Genomic DNA, 16946 nt, shown 5'->3' with positions numbered 1-16946 from the left:
TATAAATTCTATTGTAAAAAGAAAATAAAGAGCTATAATGATCTTATGATTCGAGTCATGAATACCCTTTCATTTATGTATGTCCTGATTTTAGTGATGATTGCGATTGAAGAGAGGGGAGGAATGGAAACTTAAACGAATAATGTATGGAATAAGTTGTGATTTAATTCACAAAAAATGATTCTGCTTCTTTTTACATTCCCGAGAGGGAAATTTTTTTCGAGTATTACTAAATCGATTTAGTAAGAATGGAAAATAAATAAAAGAAAGTCGGAGATCACTATGGAAATGTTTATGAGCATTATCAGGGAGCCATCCATCATTATCGCGATTGTGACATTACTCGGCCTTATATTCCAGAGGAAGAAAGTATCAGAGATCATTACGGGAACTACCCTTTCTTTTATGGGTTTCACCATGATCAAGGTCGGCGGCGGAATTTTAGGTGGCGTTCTCACCAACTTCAGTCAAATTTTTTCTTATGCGTTCAACCTTAAAGGTGTCGTACCAAGCAATGAAGCCATCATGGCACTGACCATTGATCAGATCGGGGCGGATGCTGCGCTCATTCTGCTCTTTTCCATGATCCTTAACATCGTGCTTGCACGCCTGACCAAGTTCAAGTACATTTATTTGTCTCTTCACTTGATTTTGTTCATGAGCTTTGCCGCTACAGCCGTTATGAAAGGTCTGGGTCTCAGTTCGCTAACTACGATCATCGTCGGTTCTTTGGTAATTGGGAGCTATATGGCGGTGTTTCCTTACCTACTCCGGAATGCCAGCAAAAACATTATTAAATCGGATGAATATACGATTGCTCATGCTTCCATGACCTCTTACATTCTAGGTACCTATTTAGGGAAAGTTTTTGGCAACCGTGAAAATGACACCGAAAATGTAAAAATTAATGACCGCATCAGTTTTTTGCGCGACCCCAATGTTGCAACGACCTTGACGATGCTTGTGCTTTTACTGGTATCTGGACTGGTTGCTGGTTCTGATTATGTCAGCAAATTATCGGATGGCAAAGAATATATCGTCTTCATCCTCGAACAGTCAGCTATTTTTGCTGCCGGCTTGTATATCGCAAAAGCAGGTGTTAAGCTGTTCACAACTGAAATTGTACCCGCTTTCAAAGGTTTCTCCCAAGTGTTTGCACCTGGAGCAATCCCTGGTGTGGATGTTCTGGTACTGTTCGACAAATCACCCAATTCCGCGTTGGTAGGCTTCTTGGTCAGCTTCTTCACAGGCGTTGCCTGCGTCTTTCTTTTCCCGTTTATCGGATTGCCTGTCATTGTGCCAGGGATCATGGCCTGCTTCCTCGCTGGTGGTGCAGCCGCGATATTCGGCAATTCCAGCGGTGGTTTCAGAGGAGCTGTTATTTCCAGTTGTCTTAATGGATTCTTGCTCTGTCTGCTGCCAGCTCTCACCTTGCCGCTCTTTTCTTTTTTGGGTGCCGAAGGGGTAACGTTCGCCGATCCCGACTTTACTACCCTTTCCGGAGTACTTTGGCTTATTTTCCGTTGGTTTTAAACTAAATCGATTTATGAATTTTTTCAAAATAACTTATCTAAATCATTTGCGTCTAAATCATTTGTGCTTAAAAAGAGGAGGAATTATCCATGTTTTTTAACGATCAAGATATTCAAATTGATATCGTTGACAGTAATACCACCCGGAAAGTGCTAGCCCACAGTGACCAGCTTATGTATGTCAAAGTGATGTTTGCTAAAGCCCAAACAGGGGAGATCCTGTTGCATAAGCATGTCCATGAACAAGTCACTTATGTAATAAAGGGAAGCTTTAAGTTCATGATCGATAATGGCGAAACAAAGGAAGTGCAGACTGTCAAAGAAGGAGACAGCATCCATTTTCCATCCGATACTCTTCATGGCTGTATCCCACTGGAGGATGGCGGTATTCTGCTAGATGCATTTACACCAGCACGTGCAGATTTTCTGTAAATTCCCCTTTCAAAATACGGTTTATCTACCCCGATATCTGGAGGAATTTACGATGCCTTTCAGCGGCAGACAACAGAGGCGAATGAACGCCTTCTGACCATGTCATGTCCGATACATTTCTTTTTATCTTTTTTTAGAAGAAGACCTGCAAGTATGTTATATTTAACAAACGGCAATCGTGATGAACAGTAATATAGTGATTTTTAGAAAAGGATGAGATGATTTTGGAAAACAACGAAACTCAGCAAGAATTTGCAGAAGTATATGAGCAGCTTAAAGTAGCTGCAAACCGAACCTCCGATTGGAAAACACGCCTAGCCGCGGTAAATGATCTGGGTGCATGGAAGAACCAGCAGACGATTGACTTGCTGACACACCGTTTGAATAATGATACGGTATATGCCGTTCAGGAAGCCGCTTACCGCAGACTTCAGGAATGGGGCGAGAATGTACAGCCGCCTGTGCGCAAAGAGGGTGAGCTTGTTAAGGGCCTGACGAAGATTCTGGTGCGGATTAAAAAAAGCTTACCAGCCGACCATACCTATAACGATTTTCGCGAAAAGCTGCACAAGATGAGAGTCGATATTTATGACATCTATGAAGGTGACAAGGGTGCTGAATTTGATCAGTGGCTGGAGCAAAAATGGGCTTCGTTATCTACAAGGTAATGTCTGAACCCTGTAATTGAATGTATTTTTAAGGATTGTTGCTGGTGATACAGACAGAGCCTTAACAAGGATAAGGGATTATCTTTGTTAAGGTTTTTTTATCTTGTTCTCCTTAAGAATCATGTCCTTTATCTTTATGCCACTGTATATATACTTCGGCAATATGGTACGATGGGATCGGATTATTTTAGTGTGTACATGGGAGGGACTAACATGAGCAAGGCGAGGCTGTGTTTTATCGGGGCGGGCTTTCACGCTTCAACGAATATATATCCTGCTGTCATTGGGGCAGGTGCTGAAATTCAGGCGATTGCGACTAGAGATCTAAGCAGATCGAAGACGGCACTTCAGCGGTTTGGAAGCAGTGGCACACCTTATGACAATTACAAGGCTATGCTGGAGCAGGAAGACTGTGAAGGAGTTGTCGTGATTGCACAAGCGGCAGATCATCCTTCGCTCGTACTGGACTGCATTAAGGCTGGAAAACATGTTTTTGTAGACAAGCCACTGGGCTGGAATGCCGAGGAAGCGGCCCAAATTGCAGATGCGGCAGAAGCAGCGGGTGTCGTACTGATGGTCGGTTTCATGAAGCGTTACGCGCCTGTATACATAAAATTAAAAGAATTGATTGAGGGTGGCTCGCTTGGAGCCGCACGCTCGTTTCAGGCGAAATTCCTCGTGGACAGTACCCTGTTTTGCAAAACTGGCGAAGATTTCATGAAGCTGGCGGCGGTTCATATGGTCGATCTGGTACGTTATTTGTTCGGAGAAGTGGCGCAGGTTACCGGATTTGCGAACGATAACGGCGAGTGTATTTCCCATACGATTACCCTGAAATTTGAAAATGGTGTAGTGGGTAGCCTATACTTCGCAGGTATGACAGCATGGACACGCGAGAGTGAAGGTATTACGGTAACCTTTGATCACGGTTTTGCGAACGCGGATGAGGTGAATACACTGATCATTCACAAGTCGGAGAGTCATACAGAGCTTCCTTGGAAATCCCTTGCGGAAAACGATACGGTTCTGACACCGTCAGCCTCCGCGATGTCGGGCGGATACCGTGATTTGTACTTGCGCGGTTTTGTTGGTGAAATCGCACATTTCATGAACTGCTGCCAAGAAGGACGGACGCCTGATTCAAGTGGACGCGATAACGTGAAAACGATGGAGCTGTGCGACCGCATTTTGGCTGCGCTCCAATAGGATACCCATTTCATATACAAGTTTCGGAGCCTGGACGGTACCTTAGTTTGGGTGATTTGAAAGAAGCTTCGGTGTAAACTGGTCAGTAGATGGCTCCTGCATTTGTCGGGAGTCATTTTTTTCGTTTACCCTACGACCTTTCTATTTCATAGCATTCCTGTCCATTTTGATTAATCTCTGCTGAAAATATGCCAACAAAGACGAACGATGCGATAGAATAGGAAAAGGAAAGCGTTATCATCACCCATTTTTTCTGCGATGGTTCAGGGGGAGAAGGCTTATGCGTTCAAGGTCAAAATTTCAGCCATTAAACACATTACGTAATCAGATTTTTATCGGATTTATACTGGTGATGCTCATTATGATGAGTGTGGCGGGGGCGTTCATTTATCTCAATGTGTCTCACTTGTTAAAAGACAGTGCCGAGCGACATATTGGTCAGACCGCCGTACAAGCAAGCGGTAGGCTGGATGCATTAATCGGCCAGATGGACAGCTTGACGGAGCAGGTCGCGAATCACCCGTCTGTTCAGCATATTTTGCTGGAGGAGCGTAACGGGGGCAAGGTAAATTTCGTACAGCGTCAATCCCTACTGCAAGTGATGCATAGCTATCAGGCATATATGCCGAGTGTCGGCTCGCTGGAGCTGTATACCGCTGAAGGGAAGATGTTGTTTCCGATTAGAGAGGGTAGTCTGGAGGAACGTATCGGACAGGCAGACATCCGGGAAGCGAATCAGATGAAAGGAAGACTGGTCTGGATCGGCATTGATCCCGAAGACTCCCGGTCACTGCTGGCAATTCGGCAGGTGAGCCTGGTGGATCGCTGGTTCTCACGTGGAGGGTACTTGATTACCCGTATGGAGCGAAGTTATTTTGGGCTGAATGGTGCGACAGCGGTCAATGAAGAAGCGGATGAAACTATGCTGCTTGTAGATCGACAAGGCCAGCTGCTGTCGGGTGAACCAATGAACCAGACGGATTTGTCAGGTGTACTGCATAGCAAGACACAGACGGTTCATATTGGGGAGCGGGAATATGTGAAGGCAGTTCAGCAGTCGGAGCGGACGGGCTGGTCGCTGCTGATCCTGATTCCGGTTAGTGTCGTCACAGACGGAATTACGGTTTTACGGACTACACTTATCATTTCTGCGTCTCTTGGTGCCGTGCTATTCCTGTTCATGTCCTTTATGTTGTCTACGTTGATTACCAGACCGATAGGTCACTTGATTCAGGCGATGCGTCGTTCACGGGAAGGGGCATTGGCCCTGAATCCAGAACCGGCAGCAGCGGTCGAGCTGCGAGAATTGAACGCAGAGTACAACACAATGATTGTCGATATTAATGAATTGATCCGTGTTATTTGCGAGAAGGAGGTTTTACAAAGCCAGACCGAGCTTAAAGCTCTGCAGGCGCAGATCAATCCGCATTTTCTTTTTAATACGCTGGATGCTTTCAACTGGTCGCTACAGGAGAAGGGAGAAGAGGAGCTTGCCGGGCTGATGGTGTCCATGTCGCGGCTGTTTCGTTATGTTATCGAACCTGCTCACCATGACTCTTGGGTGACCCTCGGGGAAGAAATGGCGCAAATCCGTCGTTATCTGGAACTGATGGAGATGCGTCTGGGTGAACGTCTGAGCTGGCAAATTCATATGCCTTCGGAGGCAGCCAGAATTCCGCTTCCTAAACTGCTGATCCAGCCTATTCTAGAGAATGCCATTTTGCATGGTGTCGAAAATCGCATCGGCAACGGCCGTGTTGAAATTAGTGTCACTCCTTCGACCAGAACGGGTTGGACCAAGATCGCGGTCATAGATAACGGACCTGGAATGACACTGGAAGAACTTGCAGCTGTGCGTACAGCGTTGATGGGGGGAGCAGCCTGCCAGAGCAAGGGAACCGGTATGGGACTAGTGAATGTGCAGCGCAGGCTTGCTCTTTATTATGACAGCGCATCTTATTCAACGGATGGTGTGCTGATACATAGTGCTGAGCAGGAAGGAACAGTGGTCGCTTTTGAAATTCCTGATGAATATGGAGGGCGGTAGGAATGAGTGTTTCATCCAAAACCATTGTCATTGTAGACGATGAACAGCGAACACGTCAGGGGATACACCAGACACTGGAGCAATGGGCCGCCGGGAAATACCGGATTGTAACATTCGATAATGGTTTGGAAGCATTAAATATACTGCGAGCGGAGACAGTTCATCTGTTGATTACGGATGTCCGGTTGCCGGAATTCAGTGGGCTGGATTTAATCCGCTCTCTGGAACGGGATTCACGACGACCAGCGATCATTGTCATCTCGGGTTATGCGGAGTTTGATTATGTCCAGCAGGCTCTTCGTCTGGGAGCCGTCAATTATTTGCTCAAACCGATTGATAAGCAGGAGCTGCTGAATGCGGTCAATGAAGCGCTTCGGCTGGAAGAGGAGCGGCAGCGGTACGAGAAGCTAGACAAGCTGGCTGACCCTGTTCTGCTAGAGCTTGATCTCCAGGCAACTACTCTTAGTGATCCGGTACGACGTGCCTTCACCTATATGGCGGAGCATCTTCACGAATCCATTACGATGGCGCAGACTGCCGCGCATTCACACCTGAATGCCAGCTATTTTAGTGTTTTATTCAAGGAGCAAAGTGGTTTGTCCTTCAGCGAATATCTGCATCGGCTACGGATCCAACGGGCTAAGGAGTTGCTGCTGCATACTCAGTTAACGATTGCCCAAATCGGCGAGCGATCAGGCTACCGAACAGATAAATATTTTATTAAAGTATTCAAAGCGACCGAGGGGGTAAGTCCCAGCCGCTACAGGCAGCAGATGCGTACAGGGCCGGAGAATATCGACTGACGTATAGGCAGATCAAACCCAATAAAAGTGGAATTATACCCAATGAGCGTACCCTGTTGGAAGCAGGAATGGAGTGCTAAACTTACAAATGATAACGGTTACAAAAAAATATAAATACAACAAACGGAGGTCTAACGATGTCCAACAAGTATGGTTTACGTAAGCGCTCACATCAAAAATGGTTTGCTGGGTTGACCCTGCTGCTGTCATTCATGCTGGTGCTATCCGGTTGCGGTGCTGGTAAGGATGGTCAAGGCGGTTCCAGTGGAGAAGGGGGAAAGGTTACACTCAAAATGATGCACCTGTGGCCAGAGGGAAGCTCGGCACAGCAGAGCAAGCTTGTGACTCAGATTATAGATCAATACCAAAAGGATCATCCGAATGTCGTCATTCAGCAGGAAGTGCTGGAAAATGAACAATATAAAAACAAACTCAAAGTGCTGTCAGCTTCCAATGAATTGCCGGATATCGGAATCACCTGGGCAGCGGGCTTTATGGAGCCATACGTTAAAGGTGGATTATTTACACCGATGGATGACCTGTTGAATGGTTCCAAGCTGAAGGACAAATTTGTACCAGGAACGACCGAAGCTTATGCGCTGAATGGCAAAACGTATGCGCTTCCGATTGAATTGAACATAACACCTATTTATTACAATAAAGCCATATTCCAAAAATACAACTTGAAGGTACCTGCGACATTTGACGAGTTTAAGCAGGTTGTGAAAACACTTACGGATCATGGAGTTGCACCGATTGCATTGGGCAATAAAGACCGCTGGACCGGCTCACTCTGGTACATGTATCTGGCAGAGCGTATAGCGGGTAACGAAACGCTGAAAAAAGCGATTGACGGCTCAGGTTCGTTCGATGACCCTGGTTTAATTCAGGCGGCCTCCGAAGTCCAGACGCTTGTGGATATGAATGCCTTTAACAAAGGATTTAACGGCTTGTCCAATGATGAGGGAAAATCCGAGTTTATGAACGACAAGGCAGCTATGTATTTGATGGCTACTTGGGAATTGCCGAATTTTACGACCAATCCCGCAATCCCACAAGCATTTAAAGATCAAATTGGCTTCTTTAAATTCCCGATGGTTGCAGGCGGCAAGGGCAACGAGAACAGTTGGGTAGGAGGTCCGGGAGTAGGCTTGTTCGTTTCGGAAAATTCCAAGGTGAAAGAAGAGGCCAAAGCGTTCGTTGAATACTTCGTAGTCAAATGGGGAGAACAATCAGTCACACAGGCAGGCGTTATTCCGGCGACGAAAGTGGACACCTCCAAAGAAAATTTGCCCAAGCTGTATGTCGATTTGCTGAACGGACTGAATCAAGCTAGCAGCATTACATTGTTCGCCGATGTACAGATGAAGCCGAATGCAGCGCAGGTGCATTTGAATATGATTCAGGCGTTGTTTGGTAAAGCGGTGACACCGCAACAATTTGCCGACCAGCATAAGGCTGCCATCGAGAAAGGGAATTGAAATTGACCACCTAAGGAGGTCCGACCGTGGAAAAGGTCATGTCGAATAAGCTTGTTATTGCTCTATATGTATTGCCTTCTCTGCTGCTGTTATTCGCCGTAATATATGTACCCATCGTACTGACCGGCTATTACGGCCTGAATCAGTGGAATGGAATCGGCTCTATGACTTTTGTGGGGCTGGACAATTATCAACATTTGTTCACAGACAAAGCGTTCTGGCAAAGTGCCTGGCATTCGCTGCTGTTGGCCTTGTTTTCAGGTATTAGTCTGATCGGTTATCTGGTCATTGCGATGATTTTGTCAGGGAAAATCAAGGGAGCGAATCTGCTGCGGAAAATTTATCTGATTCCCATGCTGCTGTCTTCTGTAGCAATCGCACAGCTATGGCTCAAAATATATCATCCAACGAACGGAGTGCTCAATTCCTTACTGGTGTCGGTCGGCGTTCACAACCCACCTGAATGGTTAGCTAATCCGTCTCTGGTGTTGATTGCCTTGTTTATCCCGATTATTTGGCAATATGCAGGCTTTTATATCCTGATCTACTATGCCGGGCTGAAAAACATTCCCGAAACGCTGATGGAGGCTGCCCGGATCGACGGGGCCAGTGCCTGGCAGATTGCGACTCGTATCAAATTGCCCCTGCTGCGCGAGGTGATTAACGTTACGATCATATTGTCCATTGTCGGCTCGCTTAAATATTTTGACCTTATCTACGTCATGACGGACGGTGGACCGAATGGAGCCAGTGAAGTGATGGCCTCTTACATGTACCACCAGGCATTCCGCAGCTTTGATTTTGGATACGGCAGCGCTACAGCCTTTGCCCTGCTGCTCATCTGTCTGATCGCTACGTGGCTGATCCGTAAGGTTACGGCCACAAGTGAAACCATCCAGTATTCATAATCCAGTCTTGCAAACAGATGAGGGTAACAAAGGACAGGAAGAGGGAGGAACGGATATGAAAACCCAGGCAGCCGCCAACTATCCGCTTGGAGTCGCTAGCCGCGGCAAAATGTTAAATCGGGTCGGTTATGCCGCTTTGTATATCATTTTAATCATCTTGGCGGTGACGCAGCTTTTACCGCTGGTGTGGCTGATGCTGTTCTCGCTTAAAAATAATCAGGAAGTGTTTAACCTTCCGCCGTTTGCACTCCCGTCCCAGCCGCATTGGGAGAACTATATGAATGTGTGGACCAGCGGCAACATCGGGCGGTACTTTTTCAATAGTGTGTGGATTACGGTCATATCCGTGGCGCTAACGGTGCTGCTAGCCAGCTTTGTAACGTTTGCCATTACGCGTATGCGGTGGAAAGGAAGCCAGCTGGTTCTCGGGCTCTTTATGGTCGGACTAATGATTCCAGTCCATTCCACCTTGATTCCGTTGTTCAGTATGTTTCTCAAACTGCATTTAACAGACACTTCACTCTCCATCATCCTGTCGTATATTGCTTTTAATCTGCCGACAACGATGATGATCTTGCTGGGCTTCTATTACGCCTTGCCCCGTGAAGTGGAAGAAGCGGCCGTTATGGACGGTTGCTCCGTCAACCGGATGTTCTTTCGGATCATACTGCCCATGACAACCCCCGTCATGGCAACGACATCTATTATTAACATGATCTATAACTGGAATGAGTTTATTTTCGTCAATACGTTCATCAGCTCGGACGAAAACAAAACACTGACTGTAGGCGTCCAAAACTTTATTGGACAATATACGACCGACTGGGGAGCTATCGGAGCTACGTTGATGATCAGCATTTTGCCCATTTTGCTCGTGTTTCTCATCATGAGTGACCGAATTGTGGAAGGGATCGCGGCCGGGTCGGTTAAGGGATAAAACAAATTCCCCAGATTAGAAGAGTGCCCCCTAGTGTAGACATTGGAACAAACCTCTTGGTTTGTCCGATGAATGCTAGGAGGTGCTTTTTTATGCGAGTCTAGTTTGAGTTGAAGATGATTGCGAGCCATTGTTCTTTTGTGTGAAATTAAATTTCGGACTATTTGCTTGGGAGAACAAGAACTTCACTAAAATAAACTTTTTTAGGGTGGCTAGCTTTTACTATATCCATTCTAATGGGGTTCATCATAACTGACCTATTCTATGTAACAGCTTTCCACTATTCAAATGATAATATTTTGCTGTCGTATACGTAAACCACTTCGCGCCACATCCTTATTTTTCAACACATACTTGTCTATAGAAGTCTTGGCTTTCATCACTTACTACCCTCCTTTGCTTACACGCTTTTTATGACTTATGACTGTATTTTTTTAGAGTTAATAGACTAATTATATAATTAACGGACGACGCTTATTTTCAGGTCGCTAAACGCAAAAAGCACTTGTCGCCCGTTATAGGAAAATCAAGTGTTCAAAGTTAAAAAAGTTGATCATTTAGAAGTTGATAAAGTGCTTGGTCAAGTTTGCTTAACAGCAGCGTCGATGCTGTGAGGTTAGTATAACATCCGGGCAGACAAGAGTTAATAGGCTGAACGTGATCGGTTGTTCCTAACTTCCTTCCTCTTGCCAACGTGCTTTCACGATCTCGCCGTTTGCTGCCTGTCCCGGTGTCTTTTGTGGTGAATACCCTTGAAAACGTCAGATCACCGGGTTCTCACAAGGCTGCTATGATAATCGTTTGCATTCTCTCGCTTGTTCCATAACTGCAGACTAATGACACATGGGAATACGTCCTTCTACCGAATGCCGTTTTGCTCCTTACTACCGTGATAGGTATTTAGCCCGTATAGGTTTCGTTTACTGAGTACATTCTGTATGTACCTGTACGAGGGTCCATGCCTTGCCTGTCTTGGTTGGAATCCCGGCTTTGTTCAGTAACTTGGCGATGCGGTAGGAGGTCGTTCCTTCTACATATTCCTGAAAGATGTACTTTACGGTGCTGGTTTGCTGTTCATCTCGCATCCCGCACCATTTTCCCGTTCAGCAGGTTCAAGTGGAAAAGAGCTTTGTAAGTTTATCAAGTGTATTTGTCAAGTTTTTAAGTGTTTGGTTTGTTGGTTGTATTGTACGATCTTGTTGTTGGGGTTTGAACCCCACAATTAAATTTTAAGGCTTTAAAATATTATAAGATACGTGCTTTGCTGCAATTATACAACCAAAATTACTAGGATAGTCTTCGGGAGTGAACTTAAAAATGTGATGCAAATACTCCACCTGAAATTCCTCATTAATTTTCTTCTCTTCATCTCCTTCAAGTATTGTTAAAACTGTTCCCGATGTATCAGTCTTCCATTCCATAGGAAGTGATGTGAGAAAAATATCTCTAAATATAATCTCGATATCAGGATAGGTTAAACTCAATCCTCCTTGAACCACCAACTCATTCCCGACATATTGTTTAACTTCAAAGTCAAACCAATCTTGATTTTTAATGAAATTATTAATCTCCTGAATCGTCCTATTTAGCTCATCTAGATTCATGTATTTTTACTCCTTACTCTAATTGAATATGTGTTGCTTTTGCAGCAGCATCATTTAATTTCAACACACTTGTAGGATACCACTTACCATCACTACCGAGATACTCCCATCCATAACCTTGAGTAGAACCTGGTTTTGTTCCTTGTTGCCTTCTTGCAACCCTGTATATACTTCCCGTTTTATCATAACGTGGATCAGCAGGATGAGCTCTTACCTCAAAATCAAAACCTTCCTCTGACCATTTTTCTTTAAAACTAGCCGGAGATTTATCTAGATTTTGTCTTTTCAAAGCTGCATCAAGGAAATCTTTGGAGTTATTGGACTCACCCAATTTAGAAGCTTGTGACGTCCCCTTAGTATTCTTCGATTTAACAATTTCTTTTTCCTTTTTTAAATATTCTTTTATATTTGAGGATTTTCTTGTATTTGTACTCTTAGCTACATTATATATGACCTTCTTTTGAATTTTACTATTTTCTTCTCTAGTTGCCTTGGAGGCAGTCTCTCGTAGCGTTTTCCTTGCCTGTTGATCCTGTTGTTTATATTGGTTTTTCGTTGTTAACCTTTCATTTGGTTGTGGTTTGTAGCCTTTGGTTTCAAGAGTTTGGTTATTTTTTGGGTTAGCTATGTTTTCTCTAGCTTCTATTTGTTGTCTCGCTAATAATTCCTGGACTCTTACTTTTGCACTTACTCCAGAAGAAATATTAAAGAACCCTTTTCCTCTACCCAGTTTTGAAAGTATCCCCTTTAATTCTTTAGTATGATCAATCCCCCCTCGACCACCAAACATAAGAGGGTTTTCTGTGATAATAGCATAGAACATCCATTTCTTCTCTTCTTCAGATACTCCTTGCTTCCTAGTTAGCATGAAGAAATCGCCGGGATAATTATGTTTCCATTCACTATAGTATTGGCGATCCGGTTTACCGTCACGAGTACGTACAAGACCATCTCCTCCTCGATAACTCCCCGGTTTAAGTTTGGGTGTAAAGTCTTCGGTATATGCTGCCCTAAGATAATCCTGCCAGATTCTTTCGTAGTCTGCTTCTGTCAGCTCTGGTGGCGCAGCTTCTTTTTTTGCTTTAAGGGCAGCTTCAGTTCTAGCTTTTTCTTGTTCTTTATATTCCCTCAGCATTCTATCTTTAACACTTTTAGGTACCTGTTGATAGGCATGAACCATAGTTTTTGATGCTGACAGCAAGTTTTGAATCAGCTCTAATGGGCCACCGGAATGCGCTATATGACGTGCGCTTGTATACACTTTTCCTAGAATCCATTTGCTATAGTAGGCATGTCTCGCTTGATCATGCTCGTATTGAGTAATCAACCCTTGCACTGCTAAACCAGCCAAGTGTTTCAACGGATGAATGCCGTTCCCCTTACCGCCTCCAATCGTAGGAGTTCCTTTGCTCCGAACAGGGATCGCTGCGGTTGCTTTCAGAATCACACCCGTCGCAGGTCCACCTAAAGCTCCTGTCCGATGCATACAGCTCCTTGTTCTTCGGAGAGCATGCCACTGATAAGTAAAAAGGCATGATCATTAATGGCACGTGTTATTTGAAGTTGTTCGATGTGTAATGGCTGAAAGGGACCATAAAAGCGTAGGCTTTCATATCCGATCCCATCTGATAAAACGCTCAAGTGAGTTCATGACTCCTTTCTAGATGCGATGGGTATTTCCAAGTAAAGCACGTCATCTTGAATTCGCTTCTGAATTATAGAAGCCGCAGATGAGTACAAACTGTGAGTCAAGATAGATATGTAATGTATTAAGGGGATTATTTGATATTAAGAAACAAGAGGTGATATTTAATAAAAAACCCAGCATATGTATTTATCGGTTAAAAGAGAGATTTAGTTTACAGAATGAACCATTAGAAGCGGTATTTACAATGTGTATTTCTGGAAGCAGAAGATATGGGAGGGGAGTTTTGAGCAGAAAAAGCATATAATAGATGGTAAGAGGGAGTATAAAAAGATATATATAAGATTGAGCTTAAATGAAAGATGAGGGTTCATGTTATGCCAAAAAACGATAATATGCTGGCGATTCTATGGATGCTGAATTCGGGCGTAAAAATGACTGCAAAACAAATATCCGAAAAGTTAGAAATAAATATAAGGACAGTTTATCGGTATATTGATGCACTATGTGCCAGTGGAGTGCCTATAATATCCGACACAGGTCATAATGGTGGGTATAGCTTGCTGAATAATTTTATTAGAGCACCTCTGCTATTTGATATGGAAGAAAAAAAGGCACTCCTTCATGCTGCTATTTTTGCAAAAGAAGCTGGATACCCTTTGAGTGAGGCATTAGACAATGCGACATCAAAATTGAAAATGTATTCGAATCAAGAGCAGGAAAGTATACTTAGCCGTCATTTAGCCGGATTTGAAGTTATTAACCGCATGGGAGACCCTTCTCTTCAGCCGATATTGGCAGAATTGGAGCAGGCTGTAGCCAACCAATTCTCTGTAGAAATGGATTATCGCACAAGCCATGAAGAACAACCCAAGAATAGGGTGATAGACCCCTATGGAATGGTCTACTGGAACAATAAATGGTATACTGTTGCATTTTGTCACCTAAGAAATGAGATCCGTAGCTTTCGGGCAGATCGGATTCTACAAATCAAGCGTACTCCAATCCTATTTAAGCGTCCTGAGGCTTTTTCGGCTCGTGAATTTTTTATGCACAATCTGTTACCAGATTTTGTAGGCAAGGACGGTTTAATTTCTTTAATGATCGAAGGCAGGCCCGAGGCATTGGATGACTTATGTCTGCATTGGTTTTTGGGGCATCATCTGAAAGAGCGGACATCCAATCAAGCCATCTTTTTGCTTGAGGAAAAATCACTTCATACATATGTCCCTTATTTACTCCTACCCTACGGGAAATCGATTCAAGTCATCGAACCACAGAGTTTGAAGAAAAAGCTTGTTGCTGTTGCGTCGGAGTTAATGGAATATTATCAACGTTAAAAGCTTCACTGACAGCAGATGTCAGTGAAGCTTTTTTATAATGAGGATAGTCATAGATTACCGAGGGTTGGTATCACTTGATAAATTATAAAATAAGGAGAATATGTAAATGAATAGTACGGTATATCTTTATGTGTTTGACACCATGGCAGACTGGGAGATCGGTTACTTAACTGCCGAACTGAACTCGGGAAGATATTATAAAAAGGGGCTGTTTCCATCCAAAATAGTTACCGTGGGAATGGAAAAGACTCCTGTAACTACAATGGGCGGATTGAAAATCCTGCCTGATATTAAACTGGATGAGTGCAGCATTGAGAGTACGGATATATTGATTTTACCCGGTGGAAATACATGGACAGAAACCATTCATCAACCGATCTTAAAAATTGCTGAAAGGTGTTTAGAGGAAGGGATATGGGTTGCAGCGATTTGTGGTGCTACCATGGGACTTGCCCAGGCAGGATTGCTGAATTCACGTTGGCATACAAGCAATGACCTGGAATATCTCAAAATGACCTGTCCCACCTACACGGGCGAAAATTATTACAAAGTGGAGTCTGCTGTAACGGATGGAAAACTGATCACTGCATCTGGAACAGCTCCGTTGGAATTTTCCGTACACGTCTTGAAAGCTCTGTGTGTGTTTTCTTCTAAAACATTAGAAGCCTGGTATAGTCTAAATAAGACTCGCGCATCCAAATATTACTATGAGTTGATGAATTCAATCCAATAAAGGTATAAGCACAAAATAGAACTGTTACGATCATTTAAAGGAGGAGTATAAATGACTGAAAGCAGAGAATATGTGGGAGTGTCAGGTAAATATACAAAGAAGGGAACACCCAACGGCTTTACATCTATTACCCCTTTTATTACAGTGAAGGATCCTTCGGAAGCAATAGAGTTCTATAAAACGGTTTTCAATGCAAGGGTTAAGGATATTACTGAATATCCTGATGAGAATGGCAATAGAATAATTGTTCATGCGGAATTAGATTTTGGAAATGGTTTTTTGCAGCTGGGAGCAGTGAATCCGGCATATCAATTGGTCTTGCCGCCAGATGGAGACAATGCGTGTTATTCTTTTGGAATTTACGTAATGAATGTTGATCAGGTCATTGAAAATGCGGTAGCAAGAGGAGCAAAAGTAAGGGAACCAGTTGCAAACTTTGTTTCAGGTGATCGATTCGGAAGTATATTGGATCCTTGTGGAGTGAGATGGTCTATTATGACCAGGATCGAGGATTTGTCAGAAGAAGAAAGTAGTCGTAGGGTTGCTGAATGGGCCAAAGGCTTTAGTGGAGAATAAATGCAATTACTTCTTTGGTAAAATGTATTAAAGTGACAATCTGCTAAAATGATGTAATCGAAATTCTGGTGGCAATTAGTTGGCGGAAAATACGGCATCTTTATCACCACATAAGGCATGTTGAGCGCTGTTCACTGTCAGTAAGGAAAGATTGAATACAGGATGCATAGGTGGTGTTTTAGCTCCTCAATGAGGGTCTAGTCGATAAATAGAGAGAGGTAAACCATGTTAAAACGTATAATTTTACCCTTAGCTGTTATCTTTGTGTTCGTTTCTTTAGTCTCAGTTGAGAGAGCACATGCGGGATCTAAATTTAGTTATAATGTTGAAGTTTCTGTAAATAACAGCGCTTTGACATTAGATCCATTTCTAGAGAGAGCCACAAACGAAAATAATAGCACCTTGACGACAGACGTCAGTCCGTATATAGAGAGATCCACAAACACCGTATATGTTCCTATTAAATTCATAATTGAAGGGCTAGGAGAGTCTGTCTCATGGAACATGCCTACACAAGAAGTTACAATTAAATCGAAGAATGGTACAATTATACGATTAACCGTGGGTAGCAAAGTTGCATACGTGAACGATGAAGAAAAGATGATGCCGAGTGCTCCCATTATGCCGGAATATCCAAATCGGGTTATGGTACCTCTTAGATTTGTTTCGGAAGTTCTGGGAGCTACAGTAAATTCAACTACGATCAATGGAACATTACATGTTGACATTAAGAAATAATGCTTGATAGTTTTGAAATGGGTAAAACTAATTGCTCTTTAAATCTTGGGTCGTAGAGTTTGAGGAGTAGCAATTTTAATGTATATCAAAAAGTTTGGAACAGGGGTTCAAGTCCCCATGTCTCTATACTGAAACCCGCTCATTGAGCGGGTTTTTGCTTTTAGTCACCCTTATTGTAGACCAAATGTAGACATAAAACTATTTAAGGCACAGAGTTTGTTGGAACTTGTAGACATTGCTGTTTTCTTCTTTTGATGGATTTTAAAATGAAGCGCGACACCTGCTGGAATAGG

General features: G+C 43.5%; 16 protein-coding genes and 1 pseudogene. 13 read left to right on the top strand and 4 right to left on the bottom strand.

Annotated features, from left to right (window positions below):
- Window positions 1–288 precede the first annotated feature (288 nt).
- From JOE49_RS24325 to JOE49_RS24285, 9 genes are all read left to right on the top strand, one after another.
- Complete coding sequence (locus JOE49_RS24325; protein ID WP_226887745.1) at window positions 289–1533, top strand: PTS ascorbate transporter subunit IIC; 1245 nt, start codon at window positions 289–291, stop codon at window positions 1531–1533.
- 89 nt (window positions 1534–1622) lie between these two features.
- Window positions 1623–1964 (top strand): cupin domain-containing protein, encoded by a 342-nt coding sequence (locus JOE49_RS24320; RefSeq protein ID WP_023989787.1) that lies wholly within the window; start codon window positions 1623–1625, stop codon window positions 1962–1964.
- 224 nt (window positions 1965–2188) lie between these two features.
- The gene (locus JOE49_RS24315; RefSeq protein ID WP_013311410.1) at window positions 2189–2632 is read left to right on the top strand and encodes a HEAT repeat domain-containing protein; all 444 of its coding nucleotides are present in this window, start codon (window positions 2189–2191) and stop codon (window positions 2630–2632) included.
- Between the two features lie 213 nt (window positions 2633–2845).
- Window positions 2846–3838 carry a Gfo/Idh/MocA family protein gene (locus JOE49_RS24310; RefSeq protein ID WP_209943269.1) on the top strand — a complete coding sequence of 331 codons (993 nt, stop codon included), beginning with the start codon at window positions 2846–2848 and terminating at the stop codon, window positions 3836–3838.
- Window positions 3839–4118: 280 nt separating this feature from the next.
- Complete coding sequence (locus JOE49_RS24305) at window positions 4119–5885, top strand: cache domain-containing sensor histidine kinase (protein WP_209943267.1); 1767 nt, start codon at window positions 4119–4121, stop codon at window positions 5883–5885.
- Window positions 5886–5887: 2 nt separating this feature from the next.
- Window positions 5888–6688, top strand: coding sequence for a response regulator (locus tag JOE49_RS24300; RefSeq protein WP_023989783.1), 801 nt, complete (start codon window positions 5888–5890; stop codon window positions 6686–6688).
- Between the two features lie 137 nt (window positions 6689–6825).
- Window positions 6826–8169, top strand: coding sequence for an extracellular solute-binding protein (locus JOE49_RS24295; RefSeq protein WP_076295839.1), 1344 nt, complete (start codon window positions 6826–6828; stop codon window positions 8167–8169).
- A 26-nt stretch (window positions 8170–8195) separates the two neighbouring features.
- Window positions 8196–9077, top strand: a complete 882-nt coding sequence (locus JOE49_RS24290) for a carbohydrate ABC transporter permease (RefSeq protein ID WP_209943266.1) — start codon at window positions 8196–8198, stop codon at window positions 9075–9077.
- Between the two features lie 55 nt (window positions 9078–9132).
- Window positions 9133–10014, top strand: a complete 882-nt coding sequence (locus JOE49_RS24285; RefSeq protein WP_209943264.1) for a carbohydrate ABC transporter permease — start codon at window positions 9133–9135, stop codon at window positions 10012–10014.
- Window positions 10015–10934: 920 nt separating this feature from the next.
- On the opposite strand, the gene JOE49_RS24280 is transcribed toward JOE49_RS24285, so the two are convergent.
- From JOE49_RS24280 to JOE49_RS24265, 4 genes and pseudogenes are all read right to left on the bottom strand, one after another.
- On the bottom strand, window positions 10935–11099 hold the full coding sequence (locus JOE49_RS24280; RefSeq protein ID WP_209943262.1) for a recombinase family protein: 165 nt from the start codon (window positions 11097–11099) through the stop codon (window positions 10935–10937).
- Window positions 11100–11243: 144 nt separating this feature from the next.
- On the bottom strand, window positions 11244–11618 hold the full coding sequence (locus tag JOE49_RS24275) for a hypothetical protein (protein WP_209943259.1): 375 nt from the start codon (window positions 11616–11618) through the stop codon (window positions 11244–11246).
- A 13-nt stretch (window positions 11619–11631) separates the two neighbouring features.
- Window positions 11632–13092 (bottom strand): annotated as a pseudogene (locus JOE49_RS26595) (hypothetical protein); the annotation flags it as partial.
- The gene (locus JOE49_RS24265; RefSeq protein ID WP_209943257.1) at window positions 13083–13259 is read right to left on the bottom strand and encodes a hypothetical protein; all 177 of its coding nucleotides are present in this window, start codon (window positions 13257–13259) and stop codon (window positions 13083–13085) included. The pseudogene JOE49_RS26595 and the gene JOE49_RS24265, both read right to left, overlap by 10 nt.
- A gap of 381 nt (window positions 13260–13640) precedes the next feature.
- Here JOE49_RS24265 and JOE49_RS24260 point away from each other — a divergent pair, with 381 nt between their 5' ends.
- The 4 genes from JOE49_RS24260 to JOE49_RS24245 all read left to right on the top strand — a co-directional run bounded on the left by JOE49_RS24260 (window position 13641) and on the right by JOE49_RS24245 (window position 16653).
- Window positions 13641–14603 (top strand): helix-turn-helix transcriptional regulator, encoded by a 963-nt coding sequence (locus tag JOE49_RS24260; RefSeq protein ID WP_209943255.1) that lies wholly within the window; start codon window positions 13641–13643, stop codon window positions 14601–14603.
- A gap of 109 nt (window positions 14604–14712) precedes the next feature.
- Window positions 14713–15339 carry a type 1 glutamine amidotransferase family protein gene (locus JOE49_RS24255; protein ID WP_209943253.1) on the top strand — a complete coding sequence of 209 codons (627 nt, stop codon included), beginning with the start codon at window positions 14713–14715 and terminating at the stop codon, window positions 15337–15339.
- 51 nt (window positions 15340–15390) lie between these two features.
- Window positions 15391–15915 carry a VOC family protein gene (locus JOE49_RS24250; RefSeq protein WP_209943251.1) on the top strand — a complete coding sequence of 175 codons (525 nt, stop codon included), beginning with the start codon at window positions 15391–15393 and terminating at the stop codon, window positions 15913–15915.
- 225 nt (window positions 15916–16140) lie between these two features.
- The gene (locus JOE49_RS24245) at window positions 16141–16653 is read left to right on the top strand and encodes a copper amine oxidase N-terminal domain-containing protein (RefSeq protein WP_028542216.1); all 513 of its coding nucleotides are present in this window, start codon (window positions 16141–16143) and stop codon (window positions 16651–16653) included.
- The last annotated feature ends 293 nt before the right edge of the window (window positions 16654–16946 follow it).

This window comes from Paenibacillus sp. PvR133, assembly GCF_017833155.1.
Classification (GTDB): domain Bacteria; phylum Bacillota; class Bacilli; order Paenibacillales; family Paenibacillaceae; genus Paenibacillus; species Paenibacillus polymyxa_B.
Note: the sequence above shows the minus strand (reverse complement) of the source record. Positions and strands in the feature narration are given on the sequence as shown.

Coding starts and splice junctions, on each gene's coding strand:
- JOE49_RS24275 (WP_209943259.1), bottom strand. CDS start 11,618: ATGAATCTAGATGAGCTAAATAGGACGATTCAGGAGATTAATAATTTC.
- JOE49_RS24300 (WP_023989783.1), top strand. CDS start 5,888: ATGAGTGTTTCATCCAAAACCATTGTCATTGTAGACGATGAACAGCGA.
- JOE49_RS24310 (WP_209943269.1), top strand. CDS start 2,846: ATGAGCAAGGCGAGGCTGTGTTTTATCGGGGCGGGCTTTCACGCTTCA.
- JOE49_RS24260 (WP_209943255.1), top strand. CDS start 13,641: ATGCCAAAAAACGATAATATGCTGGCGATTCTATGGATGCTGAATTCG.
- JOE49_RS24325 (WP_226887745.1), top strand. CDS start 289: ATGTTTATGAGCATTATCAGGGAGCCATCCATCATTATCGCGATTGTG.
- JOE49_RS24280 (WP_209943262.1), bottom strand. CDS start 11,099: ATGCGAGATGAACAGCAAACCAGCACCGTAAAGTACATCTTTCAGGAA.
- JOE49_RS24305 (WP_209943267.1), top strand. CDS start 4,119: ATGCGTTCAAGGTCAAAATTTCAGCCATTAAACACATTACGTAATCAG.
- JOE49_RS24245 (WP_028542216.1), top strand. CDS start 16,141: ATGTTAAAACGTATAATTTTACCCTTAGCTGTTATCTTTGTGTTCGTT.
- JOE49_RS24320 (WP_023989787.1), top strand. CDS start 1,623: ATGTTTTTTAACGATCAAGATATTCAAATTGATATCGTTGACAGTAAT.
- JOE49_RS24285 (WP_209943264.1), top strand. CDS start 9,133: ATGAAAACCCAGGCAGCCGCCAACTATCCGCTTGGAGTCGCTAGCCGC.
- JOE49_RS24255 (WP_209943253.1), top strand. CDS start 14,713: ATGAATAGTACGGTATATCTTTATGTGTTTGACACCATGGCAGACTGG.
- JOE49_RS24250 (WP_209943251.1), top strand. CDS start 15,391: ATGACTGAAAGCAGAGAATATGTGGGAGTGTCAGGTAAATATACAAAG.
- JOE49_RS24295 (WP_076295839.1), top strand. CDS start 6,826: ATGTCCAACAAGTATGGTTTACGTAAGCGCTCACATCAAAAATGGTTT.